This window comes from Cellulosimicrobium sp. EB106-03-01-XG111, from assembly GCF_058792115.1.
Genome location: NZ_JBYTEQ010000015.1, coordinates 52121 through 74800, shown reverse-complemented (window position 1 = coordinate 74800; position 22680 = coordinate 52121). Strand labels below are relative to the sequence as shown.

Sequence of the window (22680 nt, the reverse complement as noted above, 5' to 3'; positions counted from 1 at the left end):
GGGCCGGGCGCCTCGCGCGGCACGACCCCCGCGCGAGGCCCCCGTACCCTGGTGCGGTGCCCGAACCGACCCCCGACACCCTCGACGAGCCCGTGACCGGCGCCCCCTCCGCGACCCCGGGGACCGGCGACGCCCGCCCGCGCTACCGCACCCAGCCCGTGTCGTTCGTGCGGCGCAGCGGCCGCCTCGCGCCGCGCCAGCAGCGCGCGTGGGACGCGTACCGCGACCGCTACGTCGTCGACGTGCCGCGCGACGTCGCGCGGACGTCGGTGGACCCGGACCACGTGCTCGACGTCGCAGCCACCTTCGGGCGCGACGCGCGCCTGGTCGTCGAGATCGGCTCGGGCCAGGGCGAGGCCGTCGTCGCCGCCGCCGAGCGCGAGCCGGGCACGGACTTCCTCGCCGTCGAGGTGTACGCGCCCGGGCTGGCGCAGACCGTGCTGCGCGCGTCGCAGCGCGACCTGACGAACGTGCGGCTCGTCCAGGCGAACGCGGCCGAGGTCCTCGCCACCACGCTGCCCGCGGGGAGCGTCGACGAGCTCTGGGTGTTCTTCCCCGACCCCTGGCACAAGTCCCGCCACCACAAGCGCCGCCTCGTGACGCCGTCGTTCGCGGCGCTGGCCGAGCGCGTCCTGCGCGCGCCGGGGGAGGGCGACGACGCCCGTCCCGGCGGGACGCTGCGGCTCGCCACCGACTGGGCCGAGTACGCGGACCAGATGCTCGAGGTCCTGGACGCCGCGCCGGGGCTGCGCAACGCGCACGGGCCAGGGAACGTCGCGCCGCGCTTCGAGGGCCGGGTGCTCACCGGGTTCGAGCGCAAGGGCGAGGCCGCGGGGCGCGTCATCACCGACCTGGAGTACGTGCGCGTCTGACGCTCGGCCCGGCCTCGCGCCCGGCCTCCGACCGGCCTCGCGACCGGCCGCGCGCGGTCCTTGCGGACAACAGTGATCTACGGCACATTGTGCCGGGGGTGGAAGGTCGCCCCGGGCACGCAGTGTCGCGTGCGGTCGCGTCGACAGGCGACCGTCCGCGGGGTGCGGGCTCTCTGTCTGTCCACGGAATGAGCCAACGGAGGCGTCATGACCGACGTGACGGCCGCCCCCGGACCGGGGCCCGCCGAAGAGACCGACTACCAGCGGGTGCAACGCTCGCCCGAGTTCCAGGACCTGCGCCGACGCTTCCGGAACTTCGTGTTCCCGATGACCGCGCTCTTCCTCGTGTGGTACTTCGTCTACGTGCTGCTGGCGAACTACGCGCACGACCTCATGAGCGTCCGGGTGTGGGGGAACGTCACGGTCGGGCTCCTCCTCGGGCTCGGCCAGTTCGTGTCCACGTTCGCGATCACGATGATCTACGCGCGCTGGGCCAACAAGCGCTTCGACGCCCAGGCGGACGAGCTCCGCCGGGAGATCGAGGAGGACGAGCTGTGAGCGCGCACCTCCTGGCCGCCGAGGCCACGGACGTCGGGAACCCCGTCGTCAACGTCGCGATCTTCGCCGTCTTCGTCGCCGTGACGCTCGTCATCGTGCTGCGCGCGTCCCGGCAGAACAAGTCGGCCGCGGACTACTACGCGGGCGGGCGGTCGTTCACCGGGCCGCAGAACGGGACCGCCATCGCGGGCGACTACCTCTCCGCCGCGAGCTTCCTCGGGATCTGCGGCGCCATCGCGATCAACGGCTACGACGGGTTCCTCTACTCGATCGGCTTCCTCGTCGCGTGGCTCGTCGCGCTGCTGCTCGTCGCCGAGCTCCTGCGCAACACGGGCAAGTTCACGATGGCCGACGTGCTGTCGTTCCGGCTCAAGCAGCGGCCCGTCCGCATGGCGGCCGCCCTCGCGACCCTCGCCGTCGTGTTCTTCTACCTGCTCGCGCAGATGGCCGGGGCCGGCGGCCTGGTGGCGCTGCTGCTCGGGGTCGACTCCACGGCGGGCCAGAGCGTCGTCGTCGCCGTCGTCGGCGCGCTGATGATCCTCTACGTGCTGGTCGGCGGCATGAAGGGCACCACCTGGGTCCAGATCATCAAGGCCGTGCTGCTCATCGCGGGCGCCGCCGTCATGACGGTGTGGGTCCTCGCGAAGTTCGGCTTCAACCTGTCCGACCTGCTCCAGGGCGCGATCGACAAGGCGGGCCCGGGCGGCGAGGCGCTCATCGAGCCCGGCAAGCAGTACGGCGCCACCGGCACCACGAAGCTCGACTTCCTCTCGCTGGCCCTCGCGCTCGTGCTCGGCACCGCCGGCCTGCCGCACGTCCTCATGCGCTTCTACACCGTGCCCTCGGCCAAGGAGGCCCGGCGCTCGGTCGTGTGGGCGATCTGGCTCATCGGCATCTTCTACCTGTTCACCCTCGTGCTCGGGTACGGGGCGGGCGCGCTCGTGGGGGCGGAGACGATCAGCGCCGCGCCAGGAGGAGTGAACTCCGCGGCGCCTCTGCTCGCGTTCGCGCTCGGCGGCGAGATCCTCCTGGGCTTCATCTCCGCCGTCGCGTTCGCGACCATCCTCGCCGTCGTCGCCGGGCTCACGATCACCGCGGCGGCGAGCTTCGCGCACGACATCTACGCGAACGTCATCAAGCGGGGCGAGGTCAAGCCCGACGGCGAGGTCAAGGTCGCGCGCATCACGGTCGTCGTGATCGGGATCCTCGCGATCCTCGGCGGCATCTTCGCGCAGGGGCAGAACGTCGCGTTCCTCGTGGCGCTCGCGTTCGCCGTCGCGGCGAGCGCGAACCTCCCGACCATCCTCTACTCGCTGTTCTGGAAGCGGTTCAACACCGCGGGCGCGCTGTGGAGCATGTACGGCGGGCTGATCTCGTGCGTGGTGCTCATCGCGTTCTCGCCCGTCGTGTCGGGCAAGATCGACCCGGTGACGGGCGCGAGCCTGTCGATGATCAAGAACACGGACGTCGACTTCGCGATCTTCCCCCTGAGCAACCCCGGCATCGTGTCGATCCCGCTGGCGTTCCTCCTCGGGATCGTCGGGACGCTCCTCAGCAGGGAGAAGCCGCACCCCGAGAAGTTCGCCGAGATGGAGGTGCGCTCGCTCACCGGGGCGGGCGCCGAGAAGGCGACGGTGCACTAGTCAGACTGCGGCCCCCTCGCACGCAGGACGCCCTCGGCCCCGGCCGGGGGCGTCCGCGCGCGGCAAAGCCCTCGCGCGGTGCGCCGGCCGCGCCGTACGGTCCCGCCATGCCCTCCGCGACCCCAGCCCCCGCCGCCTCGGGCGGCGTGGCGCCCGCGCCGGTCCTCGTCGTCACCGGCGCGATGGCCTCCGGGAAGTCCACCGTCGCCGACGCGCTCGCCCGGACGTTCGCGCTCGCGGCGCACGTGCGCGGCGACCAGTTCCGGCGGTTCGTGGTCAGCGGCCAGGCGGAGATGGTTCCGCCCCTCACCGCCGCGGCCCGGGCCCAGCTCGACCTGCGGCAGGCGCTCGCGGCGCAGGCGGCCGACACCTACGCCGCCGCGGGCGTCACGGCCGTCGTCCAGGACATCCTGCTCGGCCCCGACCTCGCGCGGTTCACGGCGCGCGTGCGCACCCGGCCGTGCTTCGCCGTCGTGCTGACGCCGGACGCCGCGACCCTCGCCGCGCGCGACGCCGGCCGCCACAAGCAGGCGTACGGGGCCTGGACCCCGGAGGAGTTCGCCGCCGCCGCCCGCGCGACCCCGGGCGGGCTGCACGTCGACACGAGCGGGTGGACGGTCGCGCGGACCGTCCGGCACGTCCTCGACCACCTCGACGAGGCACGGGTCGCCTGAGCCGCTCCGGCGGCACCGCCGGGCGCCGACGGGACCCTCGCGCGAGGATGGGTCCATGACGTCCGAGGCGCAGCACCCGACCACTCCTGACGAGACCTACGACGTGATCGTGATCGGCGGCGGGCCCGTCGGCGAGAACGCCGCCGACCGCGCGTCGCGCACCGGCCTGAGCGTGGCGCTCGTCGAGGCGGAGCTCGTGGGCGGCGAGTGCTCGTACTGGGCGTGCATGCCGTCCAAGACGCTCCTGCGCCCGGGGGCCGTGCGGGCCGAGGCGCGGGGCGTCCCGGGCGTCACCGTCGGCGACGACCTCGACGTCGCCGCCGTCCTCGCGCGGCGCGACCAGATGGTCTCGGACTGGGACGACTCCGGCCAGGTCTCGTGGGTCGAGGGCGCGGGCCTCACGCTCGTGCGCGGGCTCGGGCGGATCGTCGGTCCGCGGCTCGTGGAGGTCGTCGCCGAGGAGCCCGACGCCGACCCGGACGACCTGCCGCGCGCCCGCCGGCTCGCCGCCCGCCACGCGGTGATCGTGGCGACCGGCAGCGTGCCGGTCCTGCCCGACGTCCCCGGGCTGGCGGACGCGAACCCATGGACGAGCCGCGAGGCGACCGCGGTCGAGGACGTGCCCGAGTCGCTGGCGATCGTCGGCGGGGGAGTGGTCGCGACGGAGATGGCGGTCGCGTTCGCCGACCTCGGGGCCCGCGTGACCGTGCTGTCGCGGGGCGGCCTCCTCGGGCGCACCGAGCCCTGGGCCGGCGAGGCGGTCGCCGCGTCGCTGCGGGACCTGGGGGTCGACGTGCGGCTCGGCGTGTCGACGGAGGCCGTCGAGCCGCTGCCCGACGGCGGCGCGCGCCTCGTCCTCGCGGCGACCGGTCCCGCGGACGGCGGGGACGCGCCCGACCTGGCGCCCGTCACGGCCGAGCGCGTGCTCGTCGCGACGGGCCGCGTGCCGCGCACCCAGGACCTCGGGGTCGACTCCGTCGGGCTCGCGCCCGGCCGCGCGCTGGAGGTCGACAACGCGATGCTCGTCCAGGGGCTCGGGTCGGAGGCCGGCACCGGGTGGCTGTACGCGGCGGGCGACGTCACCGGCCGCGTCGCGACCACCCACCAGGGCAAGTACCAGGGCCGCGTCGCGGGCGACGTCGTCGCCGCGCGCTTCGGCGACCCCGACGCCGAGGACGCCCCGACCGCGGGCGAGCGGCCGCCCGCCGTCGGCGCCGACCCCGAGCCGTGGTCGCGGTTCGCCGCGACCGCCGACGCCGTCGCCTCGCCCCAGGTCGTGTTCACGCGGCCCGAGGTGGCGGCCGTCGGGCACACCGAGTCGTCCGCGCGCGACGCGGGCCTCGACGTGCGCGTCGTGCGCTACGACCTCGCGAACGTCGCCGGCTCCTCGGTGCGCTCCGCCGACTACGCGGGCAGCGCGCAGCTCGTCGTCGACGCCGCGCGCGAGGTCGTCGTCGGCGCCACGTTCGTGGGCCCCGACGCGGCGGAGATGCTGCACGCCGCGACGATCGCCGTCGTGGGGGAGGTGCCGCTGCGCCGGCTGTGGCACGCCGTGCCGTCGTACCCGACGGTGAGCGAGGTGTGGCTGCGGCTGCTCGAGGAGTACGGGCTGTAGGGACCGCCCGGCGCGGGCCCGGGGCCCGCGCCGCGGCCCGGTCGCCTAGGCTCGGGGACGTGACGACCGAGACCACCGCCCCGCGCGTCGCCCTCGCGACGTGCTCCGTCCTCCCGCAGCTCGACCCCGACGACGCGCCGCTCGTGCGGGCGCTCGACGCCCGGGGCGTCGCGGCGCAGCCCGCCGTCTGGGACGACCCCGACGTGGACTGGGCCGCGTTCGACGCCGTCGTCGTGCGCTCGACCTGGGACTACTCGGCCCGGCGCGACGAGTTCGTCGCGTGGGCGAGCCGGGTCCCCCGCATCCTCAACGCGGAGCAGGTGCTGCGCTGGAACACCGACAAGGGCTACCTGCGCGAGCTCGAGGGCGCGGGCATCCCCGTCATCCCGACGCTCTGGCTCGACCCGGCGCGCAACCTCTCCTCGCGCGCGATCCACACGCGCCTGCCCGCCCAGGGCGACTTCGTCATCAAGCCCGTGGTCAGCGCGGGCGCGAAGGACACGGGCCGGTACCAGGCGGGCGAGGCGCACTCGCGCGGGCTCGCCATCCAGCACGCCAAGAACCTGCTCGTGTCCGGGCGCGAGGTCATGGTGCAGCCCTACGTGACGAGCGTGGACACCGCGGGGGAGACGGGCCTCGTCTTCGTCGACGGCGAGTTCTCGCACGCCGTGCGCAAGAACGCGCTGCTCACCGGCCCGCACCGCCCGACGCGCGGCCTCTACCAGCAGGAGGAGATGAGCCCGTTCACCGCGTCCGACGAGCAGCTCGACGTCGCACGCCGCGCCCTGGCCGTGGCGGCCGACGCCGTCGGCGGCGGGGACCCGGCGAGCTTCCTCTACGCGCGCGTGGACGTCGTGACGGGCAACGACGACGGCGGCGTCGTCGTCATCGAGCTCGAGCTCACCGAGCCGTCGCTGTTCCTCGCGCTCTCGCCCGGCTCGCTCGACCGGTTCGCCGACGCGATCGCGGCTCGCGTCGCGCGCTGACCGGCGCTGACCCGCGCCGACCGGGCGGCCGAGCGCGACGACCCGCAGCGACGCGTCCTCGGCGGCGCTGCTCCGGCCCCACGCACGACGACGACGGCGGCCCGTCCCGGAACCGGGACGGGCCGCCGTCGTGCGACGCGGGTCCGCTCAGGCGAGGCCGTTCTCCGAGAGCCAGTCGGCGGCGATGTCCTCGGGCGAACGCTGGTCGACCGTGGACTCCACGTTCAGGGCGACGAGGCCCTCGGGCGTGAGCGCCTCGCTCACCGGGTTGATGACGTCCGCGATCTCGTCGGCGATGTCCGCGTTGACGAGCGGCACGACGTTCGAGGCGAGGAACAGGCCCTCCGGGTCCTCGAGCGTGACGAGCTTCTCCGTCTGGATGCGCGGGTCGGCGCTGAACACGTTCGCGATGTTCACCGTGCCGGCGACGAGGTCCTGGACGGTCGTGTCGCCCGTCGCGACGAACGACACGTCGACCCCGTACACGTCCTTGAGCCCCTGCGGGCCGTACGGGCGCTGCTCGAGCTCGGCGGGGCCGCCGAGCGTGAGCGGCACGTCGAGACCGGCGAGGTCGGACAGGCTGGTGAGGTCGTTCTCCGTGGCGAACGCCTCGGTGACGTTGTAGGAGTCCTGGTCGGTCGCGGTCGACTGGTCGAGGACCGTGAGGCCGTCGGGCAGCGCCTCCTGGAGCGCCGCGTACACGTCGTCGGGCGAGGTCGCCGTGGTCTCCGGGTCGAAGAACTGCAGCAGGTTGCCCGTGTACTCCGGGAAGACCTGCACCTCGCCGCTCTCGAGCGCGGGCATGTACGCGTCGCGCTGACCGATCGAGAAGTTGCGCTCGACCGTGAAGCCCTCGGCCTCGAGCGCCTGCGCGTAGATCTCCGCGATGATCTCGTTCGAGTAGTAGGCCTGCGAGCCGACGACGATCGTGTCGGACGAGGCGCTGCCGCCGCCGTCGGCGCTCGTGGTGTCCTCGGCGAGCGGGTCGGACCCGCCGCCGCAGGCGGTGAGGGCGAGGACGGCGGTCGCCGCGGTGGCGACGAGTGCGGCGGTGCGTCGGGTGGTGCGCATGTGTCTGCCTTTCTGAGGGCCGTCCCGGGGACCGGGAGGGGTCGGTGCGGCGCGTGCGGCGGGAGCGGCCGTCCGCGTCAGGCGGTGGTGGGTTCGGGGGCGCGGCGGCGCCGCCGGGACGGGGAGTCCTCCACGGATCGTCCCGCCGTGACGCCGCGCGGCACGACGACCCGTTGGAGGATCGCGAACAGCGCGTCGAGCACGACGGCCAGCACCACGATGACGAGGGCCGCACCGAGGATCTGGGAGAAGTCGCGGATCTGGATGCCCTGCACGATGTAGAACCCGAGGCCCCAGTTGCCGACGTAGCCGGCGAGCGTGACGGTCGCGACGACCTGGAGCGTCGCGGACCGCAGCCCCCCGATGAGCAGCGGGAGGCCGAGCGGGACCTCGGCCTGGAACAGCACCTGGCGACCGGTCATGCCGACGGAGCGGGCGCCGTCGACCACGCGGCGCTCGACGGCCTCGATACCGGCGTACGCCCCCGCGAGGATCGGCGGGATCGCGAGGAGCACGAACGCCGTGATCGAGGCCGCGATCTTGTGCGTCACCCCGAGCACGAGCACGAGCAGCAGGACGAGCCCGAACGAGGGCACGGCGCGCGCCGCGCCCGAGAGGGCGACGGCGACCTCCCGCCCGCGCCCGGTGTGGCCGATGGCCCAGCCCGCGGGGACGGCGATCGCCGCGGCGATCAGCACCGCGACGAACGTGAAGGCGAGGTGGGTCCAGATCGCGTCGGGGAGGGGGAGCGCGCCCGTGAGCCGGTCGGGGGAGAAGATCCAGGCGACCGCGTCGGAGAAGACGTTCATGCGCGCACCTTCCGGGACCAGGGCATGACCGCTCGTCCGGCGAGCACGAGCAGCAGGTCGACGAGCAGGGCGATGACGACGACCGCGACGACGCCCGCCAGGATCTCGGGGACGATCTGTCGCTGGTAGCCGTTGGTGAAGAGGTAGCCGAGGTTGTCGATCCCGATGAGGATGCCGACCGTCGCGAGCGAGATGGTCGAGACGGCGGTGACGCGCAGCCCGGCGAGCACGACCGGGCCGGCGAGCGGGAGGTCGACCTGCCAGAAGCGCCGCCACGGCCCGTACCCGACGGCGAGGGCCGCCTGCCGGACGGTCGGGTCGACCGAGGCGAGGGCGTCGGCGACGAACCGCGTCATGATCGCGACGGCGTAGATCGTCAGGGCGACCACCAGGTTGACCTCGGACAGGAAGCTGATGCCGAGGAGCGGGGGGAGGAGCGCGAAGAGCGCGAGCGACGGGATCGTGTAGAGCAGCCCGACGAGCGTGAGCACGAGCCCCCGCGTGAGGCGGAACCGGAACGCGAGCCAGCCCAGCGGGATCGACACGGCGAAGCCCAGCACGATCGGTACGACGCACTGGCGCAGGTGCTCGACGGTCAGGCGGCCGATGAGGTCGAGGTTGTCCAGGACCCAGGTCATGCGCCGCCCTCGGGGTCGTCGCCGACGAGCACGCCCTGCGTCCGGCCCGCGCCGTCGACGAGGACCGTGCCGTGCGCCGTCCGCTTCGTGCGCAGCGCACGACGGCCGCGCTCGGCGCCGATGAAGCTCGCGACGAACTCGCTCGCGGGGTTCTCGAGGATCTCGCTCGGTGACCCGATCTGTGCGACGTGCGCCCCCTTCTCCAGGATCACGACCTGGTCGCCGAGCAGGAACGCCTCGTCGATGTCGTGCGTGACGAACACGACCGTCTTCTCGAGCTCGCGCTGCAGCCGGATGGTCTCGGTCTGGAGCTCGGCCCGCACGATCGGGTCCACCGCGCCGAACGGCTCGTCCATGAGCAGGATGTTCGGGTCCGCGGCGAGCGCCCGCGCCACCCCGACGCGCTGCTGCTGGCCCCCGGAGAGCTGGCTCGGGTAGCGGTCCGCGAGCGCCCTGTCGAGGCCGACGGTGTCGAGGAGCTCGAGGGCGCGCTCGCGCGCCTGTCGCCGGGGCGTGCCCTCGAGGCGCAGGACCGTCGTCACGTTGTCGACGACCTTGTAGTGGGGGAGCAGGCCGCCGTTCTGCAGGACGTACCCGATGCTGCGCCGCAGCTTCACCGGGTCGCGGTCGAGGACGGAGCTGCCGTCGATCTCGATCGTGCCCGACGTGGGCTCCACCATCCGGTTGATCATGCGCAGGAGCGTCGTCTTGCCGCTCCCGGACGACCCGACGAGCACCGTGGTGCGGTGCGGCGGGATCACGAGGTCGAAGTCGGCGACCGCCGCCGTGCCGTCGGGGTACGTCTTCGTGACCGATCGGAACTCGATCATGGGGCGCTGCCTCCCGACAGTCGGTGAACGGCCTCCACCCAACCACGACCGCGGCTCGGCTCGTCGAGCGCGATGCCGCGCGTCCCACAGACCGTACGACGAACCACCGACACGCCGCACCCGGACCGCGAGGGACCGCCCGGCCCCCTCGGTCCGCTCGCGGCCCGCGTCCGGCGGCGGGCGGGATTCGCCCGTGACGTGCGTCACGTCGCGGCCTATCGTGGCGCTGTGCCGCACCTCGACGCCCTCCTCGCCTTCGCGCTCGCCTCCCTCGTGCTCGTCGCGATCCCGGGCCCGAGCGTGCTCTTCGTCGTCGGTCGCTCGCTCGCGCTGGGTCACCGCGGCGGCGTGCTCAGCGTGCTCGGCAACGAGCTGGGCGCGCTCACGCTCGTGGTCGCCGTGGCGCTCGGGGTCGGGACGGTCGTCGCGACGTCGGTCGCGATCTTCACCGTCGTCAAGCTCGTCGGTGCGGCCTACCTCGTGTGGCTCGGCGTCCAGGCGATCCGCCACCGGCGCGACGGCGCCGTCACCGTCGACGCCGCCCCCGTCCGCGAGCCCTGGTGGCGCGTGGTGCGGCGGGGCTACGTCGTGGGGGTGAGCAACCCCAAGACGATCGTGTTCTTCGTGGCCGTGCTGCCGCAGTTCACCGACTTCCACGCCGGGCGCGTGCCGGCGCAGATGATCGTGCTCGGTCTCGTCTTCACCGTGATCGCGTTCGTGTGCGACAGCGTCTGGGCGCTGGCTGCGGGCGCGGCCCGCTCGTGGTTCGCGTCCTCGCCCCGGCGCCTCGGCGCGGTGCGGGCCGCGGGCGGCGGGATGATGATCGGCCTCGCCGTCGCGTCGCACCGGGCGCCCTGAGCAGCCCCGGAGCGCGCCGCCGGGGAGCGCGCCGGGCTAGGACGCGACGAGGGCCGGTCTCCGTCAGGAGACCGGCCCTCGCCGTCTGGGGTGAGTAACGGGACTTGAACCCGCGACCCCCTGGACCACAACCAGGTGCTCTACCAGCTGAGCTATACCCACCATGTGAGCCGTGCTCACGGACCGGCGCCTGGAGCACCGGCCGTCGAAAAGTGTACCCGGTCTGGGAGGTGCTCCCGGACGCCTTTCTCGCGTCAGGCCTCGGTGGCCCCTGTGACGGTCGCCACGGCGGCGTCGTCGGCGGTCGCGGCGGCGGTCTCGCCGGGCTCGTGCGGCCGCGTGCGTCCCCGGGTCACGCTCGTCGCGACGACCTGCTCCGCGATCTTGCGGGCGGTCGCCGAGTCGGGGCCCGGCGCAGGGACGAAGACGGCGGCGCGGTAGTAGCGCAGCTCGTCGATGCTCTCGAGGATGTCGGCGAGCGCGCGGTGCCCGCCGTGCTTCTCGGGCGAGGAGAAGTACGCGCGCGGGTACCAGCGGCGCGACAGCTCCTTGACGGAGGAGACGTCGACGATCCGGTAGTGCAGGTGGCCCATGAGGGCCGGCATGTCGCGGTCGAGGAACGCCTTGTCGGTCCCGACGGAGTTCCCGGCGAGGGGCGCCTTGCCGGGCTCCGGCACCCAGGTGCGGACGTAGTCCAGGACGCGCTGCTCGGCCTCGGCCAGCGTCAGGCCCTCGTCGAGCTCGTCGAGGAGGCCGGAGGTCGTGTGCATCTGGCGCACGAAGTCGCCCATCTGCTCCAGCGCCTCGGCCGGCGGGCGGACCAGGACGTCGACGCCGTCACCGAGCACGTTGAGCTCGGAGTCGGTGACGACCGCGGCGACCTCGACGAGGGCGTCGGCGCCCAGGTCGAGCCCGGTCATCTCGCAGTCGATCCAGACGATGCGTTCGTTCGCGTTCACAGGGCTCACGCCCACAGCCTAGTCGCGCACGACGAAGGCCCCGGCGGTCCGGTCCACGGAGGGTCCGGACGGCCGAGGCCTTCGACGGGTCGCGCTCTCGCCCGGCGGGGTGTGCCCCCGGCGCGACGAGCGCTCGGTGCGCGTCATGCGGTGCGGCGCGACAGGCGGGCCTGCCGGGTGTGCGCCGGGACGCGGGTCGTGGTGCGGCGCAGCTGCGACCGGCGCAGGGTCTGCTCCTGCAGCTGCTCGCGACGGCTGAGGGCCGCCACGTCGTACGTGATCAAGGGATGCATGGTGCTGCTCTCGTGACGCTGGGTTCGTGGGTCTGGCCGGACCCTCCACCGCCCGGTACGGACCGGACGGACGCCACCGCGGTGTGTGCTCATACGACCACGACGGCCCCCGGGGGCGCACGGGTTTTTCGCCGGGGACCGCCCGAGGGTCCGTCCGGGGCCCCTCGGGGGCCGTCCGCGACCGTGCCGCCCTGCGTCGTCGGCCCGCGTTCCGTAGCCTCCGGGGATGGGAGCGACGACGAGCGGGTCGGAGGAGGGCACGTCGCCGCGGGCGGTGCTCGCGAGCGTGTGGCCGGGGCTGCTCCTGGTCCTGGTCGGCGTCCTGGGCTTCGCCGGCCTGCTGGACTCGGTCCGGGAGCGGGACGACCTCTGGCGGTTCGACGAGCCGCTGCTGGCCTGGATGGTCGCGCACCGGACCCCCGTCGCGACGGGGGTGCTGACGGTCGTGACGACCGTGTTCGGCCCGTTCGTGCTGCCCCTCCTCGTGGCGGTGGGGTGCGTCGTGTGGGCACGGCGCTCGGGGACCTGGTGGGAACCGGGTCTGCTGGCGGGGGCGATGGTGCTCGCGACCCTCGTCTCGAGCGTGCTCAAGGCCGTGATCGCCCGCCCGCGCCCGCCGGACGCCTCGATGGTCGTGGCCGGGGTCGAGCGGTCGTTCTCGTTCCCCTCGGGGCACACGATCGGCGCGGCGACCCTGGTGCTCGTCGGCGGCTACCTCGTGTGGCACCGCCACCGCGACGCTCGCGTGCTGACGGTCTGGGTCGTGGCGTCGGTGCTCGTCGTCGGGACCGTGGCGCTGAGCCGCCTCTACCTCGGCTACCACTTCCTCACCGACGTCCTCGCGGGCCTCGCGCTCGCCGTGGCGGTGCTCGGCGTCGTCGTCGCCGTGAGCCGGGTGCACGACCTCCGGGCGCGGGCACGACCGGTCGAGGCGAGGCCCGAGGACCCTTAGGAAAGAAGTCTTGCGCAAGATATCTTTCGTGAACTAGCGTCATCCCCATGACGACCCCCGCCGACCACCCTGGGCAGGGCGCCTCCGTGAGCCCGTCCCCGCCGGGACCGGTGGTCGCGAGCGACCCCGCGAGCATCCGCGCCCTCGCGCACCCCCTGCGCCTGCGGATCCTCACGCTGCTCGACGACGAGGGCGAGGTCACGGCCACGCGCTGCGCCGAGGTCACGGGCGAGTCCGTCGCGAGCTGCTCGTTCCACCTGCGCATGCTCGCGAAGTACGGCTACGTCGAGCCCGCTGAGCGGCGGGGCAAGGAGCGCCCCTGGCGGACGGTCGGGCGCGGGCGCCAGACCCGCTTCGACCCCGACGTGCCCGAGTCGCTGCCCGCGGCGAGCGCCGTGGCCGACCTCGTGCTCGGCCAGGAGGCGGCGCGCGTGCGGGCGTGGCTCGCCGGCGCCGCGGCGGAGGACCCGCGGTGGCTGCTCGCCTCGACGCTCAGCTCGTCGTCGTTCTACGCGACGCGCGAGGAGCTCGACGCGCTCGCGCGCGAGGTCGAGGCGCTCACCGACCGGTTCGCCGGGCGCTGGGACGACCCGTCGCTGCGCCCCGAGGGGGCCCGGCCGGCGCGGCTGTTCGCCGTCGTCAACGCCGACCCGCCCGCGGACCACCGGTGACCACCCCGCCCGAGCCGGCGGCCGCGGCACCGACTGCGGACGCCGCGACGACAGCACCGACCGCACCGACCGCAGCGGCCGCCGCGCCGACCGCGGCGGCCGCGCCGGGGAGCGAGGCCACGACGCCGGGAGCGGACGCGCGGGCCACGCTCCGCGGGCGACCGTTCCGGCTGCTCTCGGTCGCGTGGGGGTTCACCAACTTCGCCGACTCGGTGCTCGCGATCATCCTCGCCGTGTGGGTCAAGGACCTCACGGGCTCGAACGGCGCAGCCGGGCTCGTGTTCGCCGCGCTGGGCCTGCCCGCGCTCGCGTCGCCGTTCCTCGGCCAGCTCGCCGACCGGGTGTCCCGCCGCCGGATGCTCGTCGTGACGTACCTCGTCGGCGCGGTCGTCCTCCTCGCCCTCCTCCTCGTCCGCGGGCCGGGGCAGGTGTGGCTCGTGCTCCTCGTGACGGTCGTGTACGCGGGGGTCGGGTTCGCGACGTCCGCGGCGCAGTCCGGGCTCGTGCGCGACATGCTGCCCGACGACGCGCTCGCCGCCGCGAACGGCCGCCTCACGACGATCGACCAGGTGTTCCGGCTGCTCATGCCCGTCGTGGGCGCGGGTGCGTACGCCCTCGCGGGCGTGTGGCCGCTCGTCCTGGCCGCGTCGGGTGCGTTCGTCGTCGCGGCCGGGGTGGTCGCGCGCGTGCGCGTGCGCGAGACCCCGCCGGCCGACGAGCGCGAGCCGTACCTCGCCGAGGTGACCGCGGGCTTCCGGCACCTCGCGGGGACGGCGCCGCTCGGCGTGCTCACGGTCGCGCTCGTCGTCGCGTTCGGCGCGGTGGGGCTGCTCAACGCCGTGAGCCTCGCGATCGTCGAGGACGGCCTCGGGCTCCCGGCCGCGCTCCTCGGGCCGGTGTCGTCCGTCCAGGCCGTGACCGCGATCGTGGCCGGCCTCACCGCCGCCCGGCTCGTGGCCCGGTGGGGGGCGCAGCGCCTCGTCGCGCTGGGCCTGCTCGTGCTCGCGCTCGGCATCGTCCCCGCGACGGGCACGAGCGTGGTGGCGGTCGTCGTCGGGCTCGGCGGCGTCGGCCTCGGTGTCACGTGGGCGATCGTCGGGTTCGTCACCGAGCGCCAGCTCCGCACGCCGCCCGCGCTCCAGGGCCGGGTGGCCGCGGCGAGCACCATGCTGCTCAACGTGCCCCAGCTCCTGCTCACCGTGGTGGGGGCCGCGCTCGTCGGGGTCGTGGACTACCGGGCGCTGCTCGTCGTCACCGTGGCGGGCATCGCCGTCGCCGCGGCGCTCGCCCTGCGCGGCCGGTGCCGCCGTCCTGCCGTCGCCCGCGCCCGGTAGCGGGACCCGCCGGCGGGCGCACCACCGGCAGCGGGACGCCGACGGGTCCGCCTCAGTCGTCGAGGCCGCGGGCGCGCAGCCCGTCGCCGAGCGCGTCCGCCTGGCGCAGGGCGCCCACGACGAGCGGGACGGCGAAGGCCCGGACGTCGTGCTCCCGGCCGCGCGCGCGGCACGCGTCCCGCACGCGCTGCGCGAGCGCCGCGACCACCGGGACGGAGCGCACGGCGAGGGAGAGGACGAGCGCGACGCGGCCGACGTCGACCCCCACCCGACCGAGCGGGCGCAGGCCGCGCTCGATCGCGGCGAGCACCGCGGCCGTGCGGGTCGTGAGCAGCACGAGCCCCGCGAGCGCGACGAGCGCCACGAGGCGGGTCGTGAGGACCGCCGCGGCGGCGGGACCGAGCGCGAACCACTGCACCGCGAGGAGCACCGGCACGACGAGCCGCAGCGGCCGGACCTGCTCCCACGCGGCGCGGGCGCCCACCCCCGCCACCGCGTAGAGCGCCGCGACCACGACGACCACGACCCCCACCGCGACCGGCGACGACACGAGGAGCACCGCGCCCGACGCCGCCGCGAGACCGACGAGCTTCGACCCGGCCGGGAGGCGGTGCAGCACCGAGGTCCCCGGCCGGTAGCCGCCCGCCGTCACCCCGGCCCCGCGTCGACCAGGCGGCGGTAGTGCGCGACGGCCGGGCCCGGCGCGTCGTCCGCGACGACGCGCCCGCCGTCGACCACGAGCACGCGGTCCATGGCGTCCATGAGCGCGAGGTCGTGCGAGACGAGCACGACCTGCTGGGGGAGGGCCGCGAGCTCCGCGGCGACGCGCCGCGTGTTGCGCAGGTCGAGGAGCGTCGTCGGCTCGTCGGCCACGACGAGGCGCGGGCCCGCCGCGAGCACGGAGGTGAGCGCGAGGAGCTGCTTCTGCCCGCCCGAGAGCAGGTGCGCGGGATGGTCGGCGTGCTCGGCCAGGCCGCGCGCGGCGAGGGCGCGCCGCACGACCTCGCCGCGCTCGTCCGCCGGGACGCCGCGCAGCGAGTACGCGACGTCCTCCGCCACGGTCGGCATGACGATCTGCGCGTCCGGGTCGGTGAACACGAACCCCACGCGCCGTCGCACCGCCGCGCCCTGGCGGCGTGTGTCGAGGCCGTCGACGAGCACGCGCCCCGCCGTCGGCACGACGAGCCCGTTGAGCAGGCGGGCCAGGGTGCTCTTGCCCGAGCCGTTCGCCCCGACCACGCCGACCCGGTGCTCGCGCAGCTCGAGGCTCACGCCGCGCAGGACGTCGCGCTCGCCGAGCCGCACGTGCACGTCCTCGAGCCGCACCACGCACGCCCGGGCGGTGTCCTCGACGGAGACCTCCGGTGCGGGGGGCGCGACCTCGGCCGGGCCGTCCCGTCGTCGGCCCCGCACGGCGCGCGCCGCCCGCGCGATCACCGCGCCACCTCCACGAGCACCGCGACGCCCTGGCCGCCGCCGACGGCCGCCGTCGCGAGCCCGAGCGTCCCGGCCCGCGCGCCCCCGCGCACGAGGCGGGAGAACAGCCGGACCACGGCCACCGCGCCGCTCGCGCCCCACGGGTGGCCCAGCGCGAGCGCGCCGCCGTCGGGGCACACCCGGGCGTCGTCCGCGGGGTCGCCCAGCGGGTCGAGGCCGAGCGCGTCGGTGACCGCGAGCACCTGGGCCGCGAACGCCTCGACGACCTCGACCGCCGCGACGTCGTCGAGCCGCGCGCCGGCGCGGTCGAGCACGGCGCGCACCGCGGGCACCGGGCCCCACCCGGGCAGCGCCGGGTCGCAGCCCACGGTGGCCGACGCGACGACCCGCAGGCCCGCGAGGCCCAGGTCGCGGCGCACCACCTCGGGGACCACCGCGACGACCGCGGCGCCGTCGCTCACCGGGCTCGACGTCGCCGCCGTGACGGTTCCCTCGGGGCTGAACGCGGGGGAGAGGCGCGCGACGACGGCCTGGTCGAGGCGGCGCGCGCGCTCGTCGCGCTCCAGGGCACGGCCCGGCGGGCCGACGCGCACGGTCTCCGCGCCGAACCGCCCGGCGTCGTGCGCCGCGCGGGCGCGCGCGTGGCTGCGCACCGCGTACGCCTCCTGGCGCTCGCGGGTCACGCCGCGTCGTCGGGCGAGCTCGTCGGCCGCCGCGCCCATCCCCGGGTCGGCCCACGGCACGGGCGCGAACGCCGCGCGCGCGTACGGGACGTCGCCCCACGGCGTCCGGTGGGCCCGCGCGGGCGAGCGCGTCGCGCTCTCGGTGCCGCCCGCGAGGACGAGCGCCGCCTCGCCCGCGCGGACCTGCTGCGCCGCGACGAGCACGGCCGCGAGGCCCGACGCGCACTGCCGGTCGACGGTGAGCCCCGGCACGCCGACGCCCGCTCCGGCGGCGAGCGCCGCGACGCGCGCGACGTCCCCGCCGGGGCCCGTGCAGCACCCGAGCACGACGTCCGCCACGTCGGCCGCGACGCCGTGCGCCCGCGCGTCGTCGAGGCTCGCGCGCAGCGCCGCGGCCGCGAGGTCCACCTCGGTGAGCGCCCGGTGCCCGTGGCCCGCCGTGCCGACCCACGTGCGGCGCGCGGCCACCACCACGGGCGTCGCGTCGGGCGCGCCGTCCGTCGCGCCGAGCTCCCGTGGGCTCACCGCAGCGGCTCCAGGCCCGAGCGCGCGAGGTCCGTCCCGCCGAGGGCCTCGCTCACCGCGCCGCGCGCGGGCTTGCCCGACGGCGTCCGCGGCAGCGCCCGCGTGCCGTACCAGCGCCGCGGACGCTGGGCCGGCGCGAGCGCCGCGCGGGCGACCCGCTCGAGGTGCGCCCGCAGCCCCGACCGGTCGTCGCACTCCACGACGGCCGTCACGACCGCCCCGAGGCGGCGGTGCGCCGTGCCGAGCACGACGACGTCGCGCACCCCGGGCACGGCCCGCAGCACGACCTCGACGTCCTCGGGCACGACCGTCGACCCGCCCGAGAGGATCGCGCCGTCGCCCCGGCCGCGCAGCACGAGCGGCTCCGACCCCGGGTCGGCGAGGTCTCCGACGGTGTGCCACGCGCCGTCGCGCCGCAGCGGGCCCGTGGCGCGCGCGAGGTAGCCGCGCGACACCCACGGCGAGCGCACCCACACCTCGCCGACGCTCGCCGACGGCAGGGGACGGACCGCCAGGTCCACGCCGGGGAACGCGCGCAGCCCCGACCCGTCGGGGTCGTAGGCGACGAACGAGAGCTCGACGGCGCCGTAGTACGCGAGCACGTCGACGCCGAGGCCCCGCGCCCGCTCCCGTGCTCCGGGGGCGAGCGACGCCCCGCCGACGACCGCGTGCCGCAGCCGCGACGGCGCGCCCGCGGCGACGGCGTCGAGCACGTCGTCGAGGACCTGCGGGACGAGGTGCACGACGTCGCTCGTCGCGAGGGCCGCCGTCGTCGCGGCCGGCGTGCGCGTGAGGACGGCGCACGCGCCCACCGCGAGCGTGTGCACGGCGGCGAAGCAGTACAGCGACGACGCGAGCGGGCCGGGGACGAGGACGGCGTCCGTGGGTCGGAGCCCGAGCAGCCGCGTGACGGCGTCGAACGACCCCGCCCACGACGCGCGCGTGCGCACCACCGCGCGCGGGCGGCCGGTGCTCCCGGACGAGAACCCGGCCCATGCGAGGTCGTCGGGGTCGGGGACGTGCGGCGGGACGGGCCCCGCACCGTCGGTGGTGCCGGTCCCGCGCGGTAGCGGCACCTCGACGAACGTGCGCGGCGCGAGCGTGCGCAGGACCTCGGCGCGGTGGGCGCGCGGCCAGGCGGCGTCGCACACGAGCGGCGTCGCGCCCAGGTGGTCGACGGCGAGCACGGCGGTGAGCAGGTCCAGCGGGTCCGGCAGCGAGACGGCGACGAGGTCGCCCGGTCGCGTGCCCGACGCGCGCAGGTGCGTCGCGCCCGCGCGCACGTCCGTGGCGAGCGCGGCGTAGGTGCGCGACCGCTCGGGCGTGCGCAGGGCGGGACGGTCGCGCACCGCCGGGTCGGCGGCGTGCGTCAGGACCTGGTGGGCGACGGGCACGCGGACACTCTCGCAGGTTCAGGAGGCGGGGTGGCTGTCGGCCGCGGCACGGTTGGCGCCGGTCGGGCGCCGGGCCGGGCGGGCCGCGGGGTAGGCGCGCACGACGCCCACCGTGATCGCGGCGGCGGCGAGCGCCTTGAGCACGTCGCCGGGCAGGAACACGAGCGAGAGCTGTGCGGTTGTGGGCAGCGGCACGCCCGTGACGAGCGCCTGCACGGGGACGCCGACGGCGTAGACGACCGCGATCCCGCCGACGAGGCACGCGACGAGCACGGGTGCGAACGTGACGCGCCGGAGCCGGTCGACGAGCAGGCCGACGACGGCCGCGCCGGCGAGGAACCCGACGAGGTAGCCGGCGGACGGCCCGACGAACGCCCCGAGCCCGCCGCGCCCGCCCGCGAGGACGGGGAGCCCGGCCGCGGCGAGCGCGAGGAAGGTCGCGACGGCGAGCGAGCCGCGCCACGCGCCGAGGACCGCCCCCGCGAGCATCACGCCGAGCGTCTGGAGCGTCACGGGCACCGCGTTGCCGAACAGGGCGATCGAGCCGGGCAGGCCGAGTGCGGCGAGGAGCGCGGCGAACGTCGCGACCCGCGCCGCGTCGCCGGCGTCGAGCGCGAACCGGCCGCGGCGACGGTCGGGTACGTCCCGCGGTGCGTCGCGCAGCACCTCCGGGGCCGTGGGCGCCGGGGCGGACGGGGTGGCGGTGGGCGTCTCCGTGCGGGCGTCGGTCATCGCGGGCTCCCTGCTGTCGGTGGTCGGGCGTGTCCACTCTGGCCGGGACGGCGGTCGTCGGGCGACGGCGCTCGCGACCACCTCGGCGGCCCGCCGTGCACGGATCCCACAACCCGTTGGAGGGAACCTCCAACCGCTCCCGGGCGCGGGTGCGGGGCGGGTGTGGGAGCCGCACAACGCGGCCTGCGTGGCCGGTCGACACGCCCCGTCGCACCTCTTGGCACTCTCGGGGGGAGAGTGCTAAAACAGGAGCTGTAGCCGCCCGCGGGGTGCCTGCCTCGCGGGAGCACCGACCGGTCCCGGACCGCCCGGGACCGTGCGACGAGGAGGTGAGAGGTGTGGCTGCGATGACCGACCCCTTCACGAGCACCTTCGACGCGATGGACCGCCTGGTGGGCCAGCTCGCGTCCGGCGCCCGCGCGACCGCGGCCTCGGCGGCCTCGGGCGGCATGCCGCTCGACCTGTTCCGCGCCGGGGACCACTACGTGCTGACGATGGACCTCCCGGGCGTCGACCCGGGCACGATCGACGTGTCCGTCGAGGACCGCACGCTGACCATCCGCGCCGAGCGGAGCCCGCGGACCGACCCGGACGTCCAGTGGCTCGCGCGCGAGCGGCCGTCCGGCACGTACGCGCGCCAGCTCACGGTGGGGCGCGGCCTGGCGCTCGACAAGATCACGGCGTCGTACGAGGACGGCGTGCTGACGCTGACGATCCCGGTCGCCGAGGAGGCCCGGCCCCGCCGGATCGAGGTCGCGCACCGCGCGGGCGGCGCGGCGACCCAGATCACGGCCGAGGCCGAGCCTCAGGCGTCGGAGGGCTGAGCCGGGCTCACGCCTCGCCGGGGAGCGCCTTGCGGACGACGAGGCGCGTCCACGCCCCGAGGTACACGCGGTCCCCGTCGGCCAGCTCGCGTCGCTGGCCGGCGGGGATCGGGTCCGTCGGGAGCGGCTCGCCCGCGGGGCTCACGTAGGTGCCGTTCGAGGACTGCAGGTCCTCGACCCACCAGCGCTGGCCGTCCGTGCTGAGCTGGCAGTGCCGTCGCGAGACCCCGGTGTCCGCGCCGCAGTCGACCTGCGGGTGGATGCCGCGCGAGACCGACGGGCGCCCCACGAGCACGCTGCGCTCGCGCAGCACCACGAGCCCCGGCAGGCCCGCAGACGGCATGGGGTCCTCGGGCTGCTGGGCCGCGTACCAGTCGGGGTCGATCCAGATCTCGACGACCCACTGGTCCGGCCCGGGCACGGGCGGCGTCGGCAGGTGCGCGCCCGACGGCGCGAGAGAGGCCGGGTCGGCGGGCTCACCGCCAGGCTGCGCACCCGCGGCGGTCCCGGGGGGCGGGGTCGACGCCGGAGCCTCGGGCGGTGCGGAGGCGCCCGGCGGCGGGCTGGCCGCGGACGCGGGCGACGCGGCCGGAGCCGGGGCCGGGAGCGGCGGCGGCGTCGCGCCCGACGCGACGCCTGCCTCCGGTGCGGCGGGTGCGGCCGGTGCGGCGGCGGGTGCGGCCGGGGTCGCCGGCGTGGGGCGCGACGGCGGATCGAGCGAGAGCGCGGACGCGGGCTCCACCGGGTCGGGCAGGGCGCCGGTGGTGAAGTCGTAGCCGCAGTTCTCGCAGAACAGCGCACCGGCCGGAGCGGGCGAGCCGCAGTTCGGGCACTCGAGGGCCTGCGCCGGGGTGCCGGACGGCGCGCCCGGTGCCGGGGACGACGCGCCCGCCGGGGGCGCCGCGGGTGCCGACGCCGCGGCGATGGGCTCGCCGCACACGTCGCAGTAGTCGGTCGACTCCGAGGGGTGCCCGTTGGGGCAGACGACGGCGCTCACCGACGCACCCGCGTCGTCTTCGTCGAGGCGGTGTCGAGCGCCATCTCGTCGAGCGTCGACGTGTTGCGCTTGAGCCGCACGGTGCCGTGCTCCACGTCGTCGATCTCGACGACCTTGCGCAGGCGCGACGTCGCCTCCTCGTTCCCGGTCTGCTGCGCGAGCTGGACGGCGCGCCCGAGCTTGACGGTCGCCGTCGCCTCGTCGCCCGAGGCCTTGGCCGCGAGGCCCTCCTGGATCGCCGCGGCGAGCTCGGTCTGGCCGGTGTAGTGCGCGACCTCGGGGTTGATGCGGGTGGTGAGCGACTCGTCGTCGGACCACTTCGCCTTGACCAGGCCCGAGGACACGACCTCGCCGTTCACGGCGAGCTGGACGCGCGCCGCGAGCTGCTCGGAGCCGACGGGCTTCGAGGCCACGCGGACCGCGACGTGGTAGTCGCGCGACTCGTCGCCCCACGACCCGGTCGGGTACGCGCCCGTGAGGGGGTTGACCTCGGCCCGGCGGTGCGTGAGGTCCTCGACCGTCGGCGCGACCTGGCGCACGAAGAGCACCTGCGAGCCCTGCGGGGCCCACACGCGCAGGTCGGCCGAGGCGACGCCGCGCGCCATCGAGGCCTGCATGAGCTTCTCGAAGTCGGCGGCGATCTCGTTCGGGTCCGCGATGAGGTCCACCGTGCCGAGCAGCGCGGTGGAGATCTCGCGCAGCTCGTCGACCTGCCAGCGCGAGCCGACGCCGCGGGCGTCGCACTGGAAGTGGCCCGTGACGTCCCGGACCGCGGCCGAGAGGTTGGCGCGGGGCTCCGACTCGTTCTTGCCGTCGGTGAGCAGGATCGCGTGCCGCTGCGTCGCCTGCGGCACCGTCGCGAAGAGCTGGTCCGCGAGGCGCAGCCACGTGCTCATCGCCGTGCCGCCGCCGGGCGTAAGCATCGAGATCGCGCGCTTCGCCTCGGCGCGCGCGCCCGGCTCCATCTGCACCATGGCCATGCGGGCGTTCGGGTAGGGGAACGCGCGGTTCGCGACGTGGCTGCCGCCGACGATCGCGAACCACGTGCCGTCGAGGATCTGGTCGACCGCGACCTGGGCTGCGTGCTTCGCGGCCTCGATGTTGCGCCCCGACATCGACCCCGACGTGTCGACCATGATGATCTCGGCCACCCCGCCCGCGCCGCCGGCGCTCCCCGCGCTCCCGGCGCCGCGGCACGTCACGGTGACGATCGCGTGGACGTCCGTCGCGCCCTCGGACAGGAACTCGTTCTGGTAGACCTCGGCGGCGAACTCGGCCATGGGGGCTCCTTCGGTGGTGCGGGTGTTCGTGCAGGCTATCGGGTC

24 protein-coding genes and 1 tRNA gene are annotated in these 22680 nt (G+C 75.8%); 11 read left to right on the top strand and 14 right to left on the bottom strand.

The window, feature by feature from the left end; translation table 11 throughout:
- Window positions 1-56: 56 nt before the first annotated feature.
- The 6 genes from trmB (at window position 57) to AC3WT4_RS12555 (ending at window position 6348) form a co-directional block, all read left to right on the top strand.
- A complete protein-coding gene (gene trmB / locus AC3WT4_RS12580) occupies window positions 57-872 on the top strand; it encodes a tRNA (guanosine(46)-N7)-methyltransferase TrmB (RefSeq protein WP_492315593.1) in 816 nt (271 codons plus the stop codon).
- Window positions 873-1079: 207 nt separating this feature from the next.
- A complete protein-coding gene (locus AC3WT4_RS12575) occupies window positions 1080-1430 on the top strand; it encodes a DUF485 domain-containing protein (RefSeq protein WP_021482757.1) in 351 nt (116 codons plus the stop codon).
- Window positions 1427-3073, top strand: a complete 1647-nt coding sequence (locus AC3WT4_RS12570) for a monocarboxylic acid transporter (RefSeq protein ID WP_492315592.1) — start codon at window positions 1427-1429, stop codon at window positions 3071-3073. The genes AC3WT4_RS12575 and AC3WT4_RS12570 overlap by 4 nt, the downstream gene beginning before the upstream one ends.
- A gap of 107 nt (window positions 3074-3180) precedes the next feature.
- On the top strand, window positions 3181-3747 hold the full coding sequence (locus AC3WT4_RS12565) for an AAA family ATPase (RefSeq protein ID WP_492315591.1): 567 nt from the start codon (window positions 3181-3183) through the stop codon (window positions 3745-3747).
- Window positions 3748-3802: 55 nt separating this feature from the next.
- Window positions 3803-5362 carry a dihydrolipoyl dehydrogenase family protein gene (locus AC3WT4_RS12560; RefSeq protein ID WP_492315590.1) on the top strand — a complete coding sequence of 520 codons (1560 nt, stop codon included), beginning with the start codon at window positions 3803-3805 and terminating at the stop codon, window positions 5360-5362.
- Between the two features lie 59 nt (window positions 5363-5421).
- Window positions 5422-6348, top strand: coding sequence for an ATP-grasp domain-containing protein (locus tag AC3WT4_RS12555; RefSeq protein ID WP_108048680.1), 927 nt, complete (start codon window positions 5422-5424; stop codon window positions 6346-6348).
- Window positions 6349-6495: 147 nt separating this feature from the next.
- Here AC3WT4_RS12555 and AC3WT4_RS12550 read toward each other — a convergent pair whose 3' ends face one another.
- The 4 genes from AC3WT4_RS12550 to AC3WT4_RS12535 all read right to left on the bottom strand — a co-directional run bounded on the left by AC3WT4_RS12550 (window position 6496) and on the right by AC3WT4_RS12535 (window position 9696).
- Window positions 6496-7419, bottom strand: a complete 924-nt coding sequence (locus AC3WT4_RS12550) for an ABC transporter substrate-binding protein (protein ID WP_108048678.1) — start codon at window positions 7417-7419, stop codon at window positions 6496-6498.
- 77 nt (window positions 7420-7496) lie between these two features.
- Window positions 7497-8228, bottom strand: a complete 732-nt coding sequence (locus AC3WT4_RS12545) for an ABC transporter permease (protein ID WP_492315589.1) — start codon at window positions 8226-8228, stop codon at window positions 7497-7499.
- Window positions 8225-8866: an ABC transporter permease gene (locus AC3WT4_RS12540; protein WP_074810635.1), complete on the bottom strand. Its 642-nt coding sequence runs from the start codon at window positions 8864-8866 to the stop codon at window positions 8225-8227. Before AC3WT4_RS12540 ends, AC3WT4_RS12545 begins: the two co-directional genes overlap by 4 nt.
- The gene (locus tag AC3WT4_RS12535; protein ID WP_108048674.1) at window positions 8863-9696 is read right to left on the bottom strand and encodes an ABC transporter ATP-binding protein; all 834 of its coding nucleotides are present in this window, start codon (window positions 9694-9696) and stop codon (window positions 8863-8865) included. The genes AC3WT4_RS12540 and AC3WT4_RS12535 overlap by 4 nt, the downstream gene beginning before the upstream one ends.
- 228 nt (window positions 9697-9924) lie before the next feature.
- Here AC3WT4_RS12535 and AC3WT4_RS12530 point away from each other — a divergent pair, with 228 nt between their 5' ends.
- Window positions 9925-10554: a LysE family translocator gene (locus AC3WT4_RS12530; RefSeq protein WP_492315588.1), complete on the top strand. Its 630-nt coding sequence runs from the start codon at window positions 9925-9927 to the stop codon at window positions 10552-10554.
- Between the two features lie 86 nt (window positions 10555-10640).
- Here AC3WT4_RS12530 and AC3WT4_RS12525 read toward each other — a convergent pair.
- The 3 genes from AC3WT4_RS12525 to AC3WT4_RS12515 all read right to left on the bottom strand — a co-directional run bounded on the left by AC3WT4_RS12525 (window position 10641) and on the right by AC3WT4_RS12515 (window position 11797).
- Window positions 10641-10716, bottom strand: a tRNA-His gene (locus AC3WT4_RS12525).
- A gap of 92 nt (window positions 10717-10808) precedes the next feature.
- Window positions 10809-11522, bottom strand: coding sequence for an oligoribonuclease (gene orn, locus AC3WT4_RS12520; RefSeq protein ID WP_492315587.1), 714 nt, complete (start codon window positions 11520-11522; stop codon window positions 10809-10811).
- 134 nt (window positions 11523-11656) lie between these two features.
- Window positions 11657-11797 carry a hypothetical protein gene (locus tag AC3WT4_RS12515; protein ID WP_157446647.1) on the bottom strand — a complete coding sequence of 47 codons (141 nt, stop codon included), beginning with the start codon at window positions 11795-11797 and terminating at the stop codon, window positions 11657-11659.
- 235 nt (window positions 11798-12032) lie between these two features.
- Here AC3WT4_RS12515 and AC3WT4_RS12510 point away from each other — a divergent pair, with 235 nt between their 5' ends.
- The 3 genes from AC3WT4_RS12510 to AC3WT4_RS12500 are packed head-to-tail and all read left to right on the top strand — an operon-like array spanning window position 12033 to window position 14763.
- Window positions 12033-12758 carry a phosphatase PAP2 family protein gene (locus tag AC3WT4_RS12510; RefSeq protein ID WP_492315586.1) on the top strand — a complete coding sequence of 242 codons (726 nt, stop codon included), beginning with the start codon at window positions 12033-12035 and terminating at the stop codon, window positions 12756-12758.
- Between the two features lie 47 nt (window positions 12759-12805).
- Window positions 12806-13429 carry an ArsR/SmtB family transcription factor gene (locus tag AC3WT4_RS12505; protein ID WP_492315585.1) on the top strand — a complete coding sequence of 208 codons (624 nt, stop codon included), beginning with the start codon at window positions 12806-12808 and terminating at the stop codon, window positions 13427-13429.
- Window positions 13426-14763, top strand: coding sequence for an MFS transporter (locus AC3WT4_RS12500; protein WP_492315584.1), 1338 nt, complete (start codon window positions 13426-13428; stop codon window positions 14761-14763). Before AC3WT4_RS12505 ends, AC3WT4_RS12500 begins: the two co-directional genes overlap by 4 nt.
- A 52-nt stretch (window positions 14764-14815) precedes the next feature.
- Here AC3WT4_RS12500 and AC3WT4_RS12495 read toward each other — a convergent pair whose 3' ends face one another.
- The 5 genes from AC3WT4_RS12495 to AC3WT4_RS12475 all read right to left on the bottom strand — a co-directional run bounded on the left by AC3WT4_RS12495 (window position 14816) and on the right by AC3WT4_RS12475 (window position 19534).
- On the bottom strand, window positions 14816-15415 hold the full coding sequence (locus tag AC3WT4_RS12495; protein WP_492315583.1) for a CbiQ family ECF transporter T component: 600 nt from the start codon (window positions 15413-15415) through the stop codon (window positions 14816-14818).
- Window positions 15412-16092: an energy-coupling factor ABC transporter ATP-binding protein gene (locus AC3WT4_RS12490; RefSeq protein ID WP_492315632.1), complete on the bottom strand. Its 681-nt coding sequence runs from the start codon at window positions 16090-16092 to the stop codon at window positions 15412-15414. The genes AC3WT4_RS12495 and AC3WT4_RS12490 overlap by 4 nt, the downstream gene beginning before the upstream one ends.
- 104 nt (window positions 16093-16196) lie before the next feature.
- Window positions 16197-17408: a thiolase family protein gene (locus AC3WT4_RS12485; protein WP_492315582.1), complete on the bottom strand. Its 1212-nt coding sequence runs from the start codon at window positions 17406-17408 to the stop codon at window positions 16197-16199.
- Entirely contained in the window at window positions 17405-18802 is a 1398-nt protein-coding gene (locus AC3WT4_RS12480; protein ID WP_492315581.1) for a class I adenylate-forming enzyme family protein, read from the bottom strand. Before AC3WT4_RS12480 ends, AC3WT4_RS12485 begins: the two co-directional genes overlap by 4 nt.
- Before the next feature lie 18 nt (window positions 18803-18820).
- Entirely contained in the window at window positions 18821-19534 is a 714-nt protein-coding gene (locus tag AC3WT4_RS12475; protein ID WP_108051754.1) for a biotin transporter BioY, read from the bottom strand.
- A gap of 338 nt (window positions 19535-19872) precedes the next feature.
- Between AC3WT4_RS12475 and AC3WT4_RS12470 the strand changes: the two genes are divergently transcribed.
- Entirely contained in the window at window positions 19873-20358 is a 486-nt protein-coding gene (locus tag AC3WT4_RS12470; protein ID WP_400109857.1) for an Hsp20/alpha crystallin family protein, read from the top strand.
- A 7-nt stretch (window positions 20359-20365) separates the two neighbouring features.
- Here AC3WT4_RS12470 and AC3WT4_RS12465 read toward each other — a convergent pair whose 3' ends face one another.
- Window positions 20366-21355, bottom strand: coding sequence for a double zinc ribbon and FHA domain-containing protein (locus AC3WT4_RS12465; RefSeq protein ID WP_492315580.1), 990 nt, complete (start codon window positions 21353-21355; stop codon window positions 20366-20368).
- On the bottom strand, window positions 21352-22635 hold the full coding sequence (locus AC3WT4_RS12460) for a VWA domain-containing protein (RefSeq protein ID WP_492315579.1): 1284 nt from the start codon (window positions 22633-22635) through the stop codon (window positions 21352-21354). Before AC3WT4_RS12460 ends, AC3WT4_RS12465 begins: the two co-directional genes overlap by 4 nt.
- Window positions 22636-22680: the final 45 nt, after the last annotated feature.

What these genes read in the sequence shown, in the direction of transcription:
- AC3WT4_RS12575 (WP_021482757.1), top strand. Translation starts at nt 1,080, where the DNA reads ATGACCGACGTGACGGCCGCCCCCGGACCGGGGCCCGCCGAAGAGACC.
- AC3WT4_RS12565 (WP_492315591.1), top strand. Translation starts at nt 3,181, where the DNA reads ATGCCCTCCGCGACCCCAGCCCCCGCCGCCTCGGGCGGCGTGGCGCCC.
- AC3WT4_RS12560 (WP_492315590.1), top strand. Translation starts at nt 3,803, where the DNA reads ATGACGTCCGAGGCGCAGCACCCGACCACTCCTGACGAGACCTACGAC.
- AC3WT4_RS12550 (WP_108048678.1), bottom strand. Translation starts at nt 7,419, where the DNA reads ATGCGCACCACCCGACGCACCGCCGCACTCGTCGCCACCGCGGCGACC.
- AC3WT4_RS12545 (WP_492315589.1), bottom strand. Translation starts at nt 8,228, where the DNA reads ATGAACGTCTTCTCCGACGCGGTCGCCTGGATCTTCTCCCCCGACCGG.
- AC3WT4_RS12540 (WP_074810635.1), bottom strand. Translation starts at nt 8,866, where the DNA reads ATGACCTGGGTCCTGGACAACCTCGACCTCATCGGCCGCCTGACCGTC.
- AC3WT4_RS12535 (WP_108048674.1), bottom strand. Translation starts at nt 9,696, where the DNA reads ATGATCGAGTTCCGATCGGTCACGAAGACGTACCCCGACGGCACGGCG.
- AC3WT4_RS12510 (WP_492315586.1), top strand. Translation starts at nt 12,033, where the DNA reads ATGGGAGCGACGACGAGCGGGTCGGAGGAGGGCACGTCGCCGCGGGCG.
- AC3WT4_RS12505 (WP_492315585.1), top strand. Translation starts at nt 12,806, where the DNA reads ATGACGACCCCCGCCGACCACCCTGGGCAGGGCGCCTCCGTGAGCCCG.
- AC3WT4_RS12475 (WP_108051754.1), bottom strand. Translation starts at nt 19,534, where the DNA reads ATGACCGACGCCCGCACGGAGACGCCCACCGCCACCCCGTCCGCCCCG.
- AC3WT4_RS12460 (WP_492315579.1), bottom strand. Translation starts at nt 22,635, where the DNA reads ATGGCCGAGTTCGCCGCCGAGGTCTACCAGAACGAGTTCCTGTCCGAG.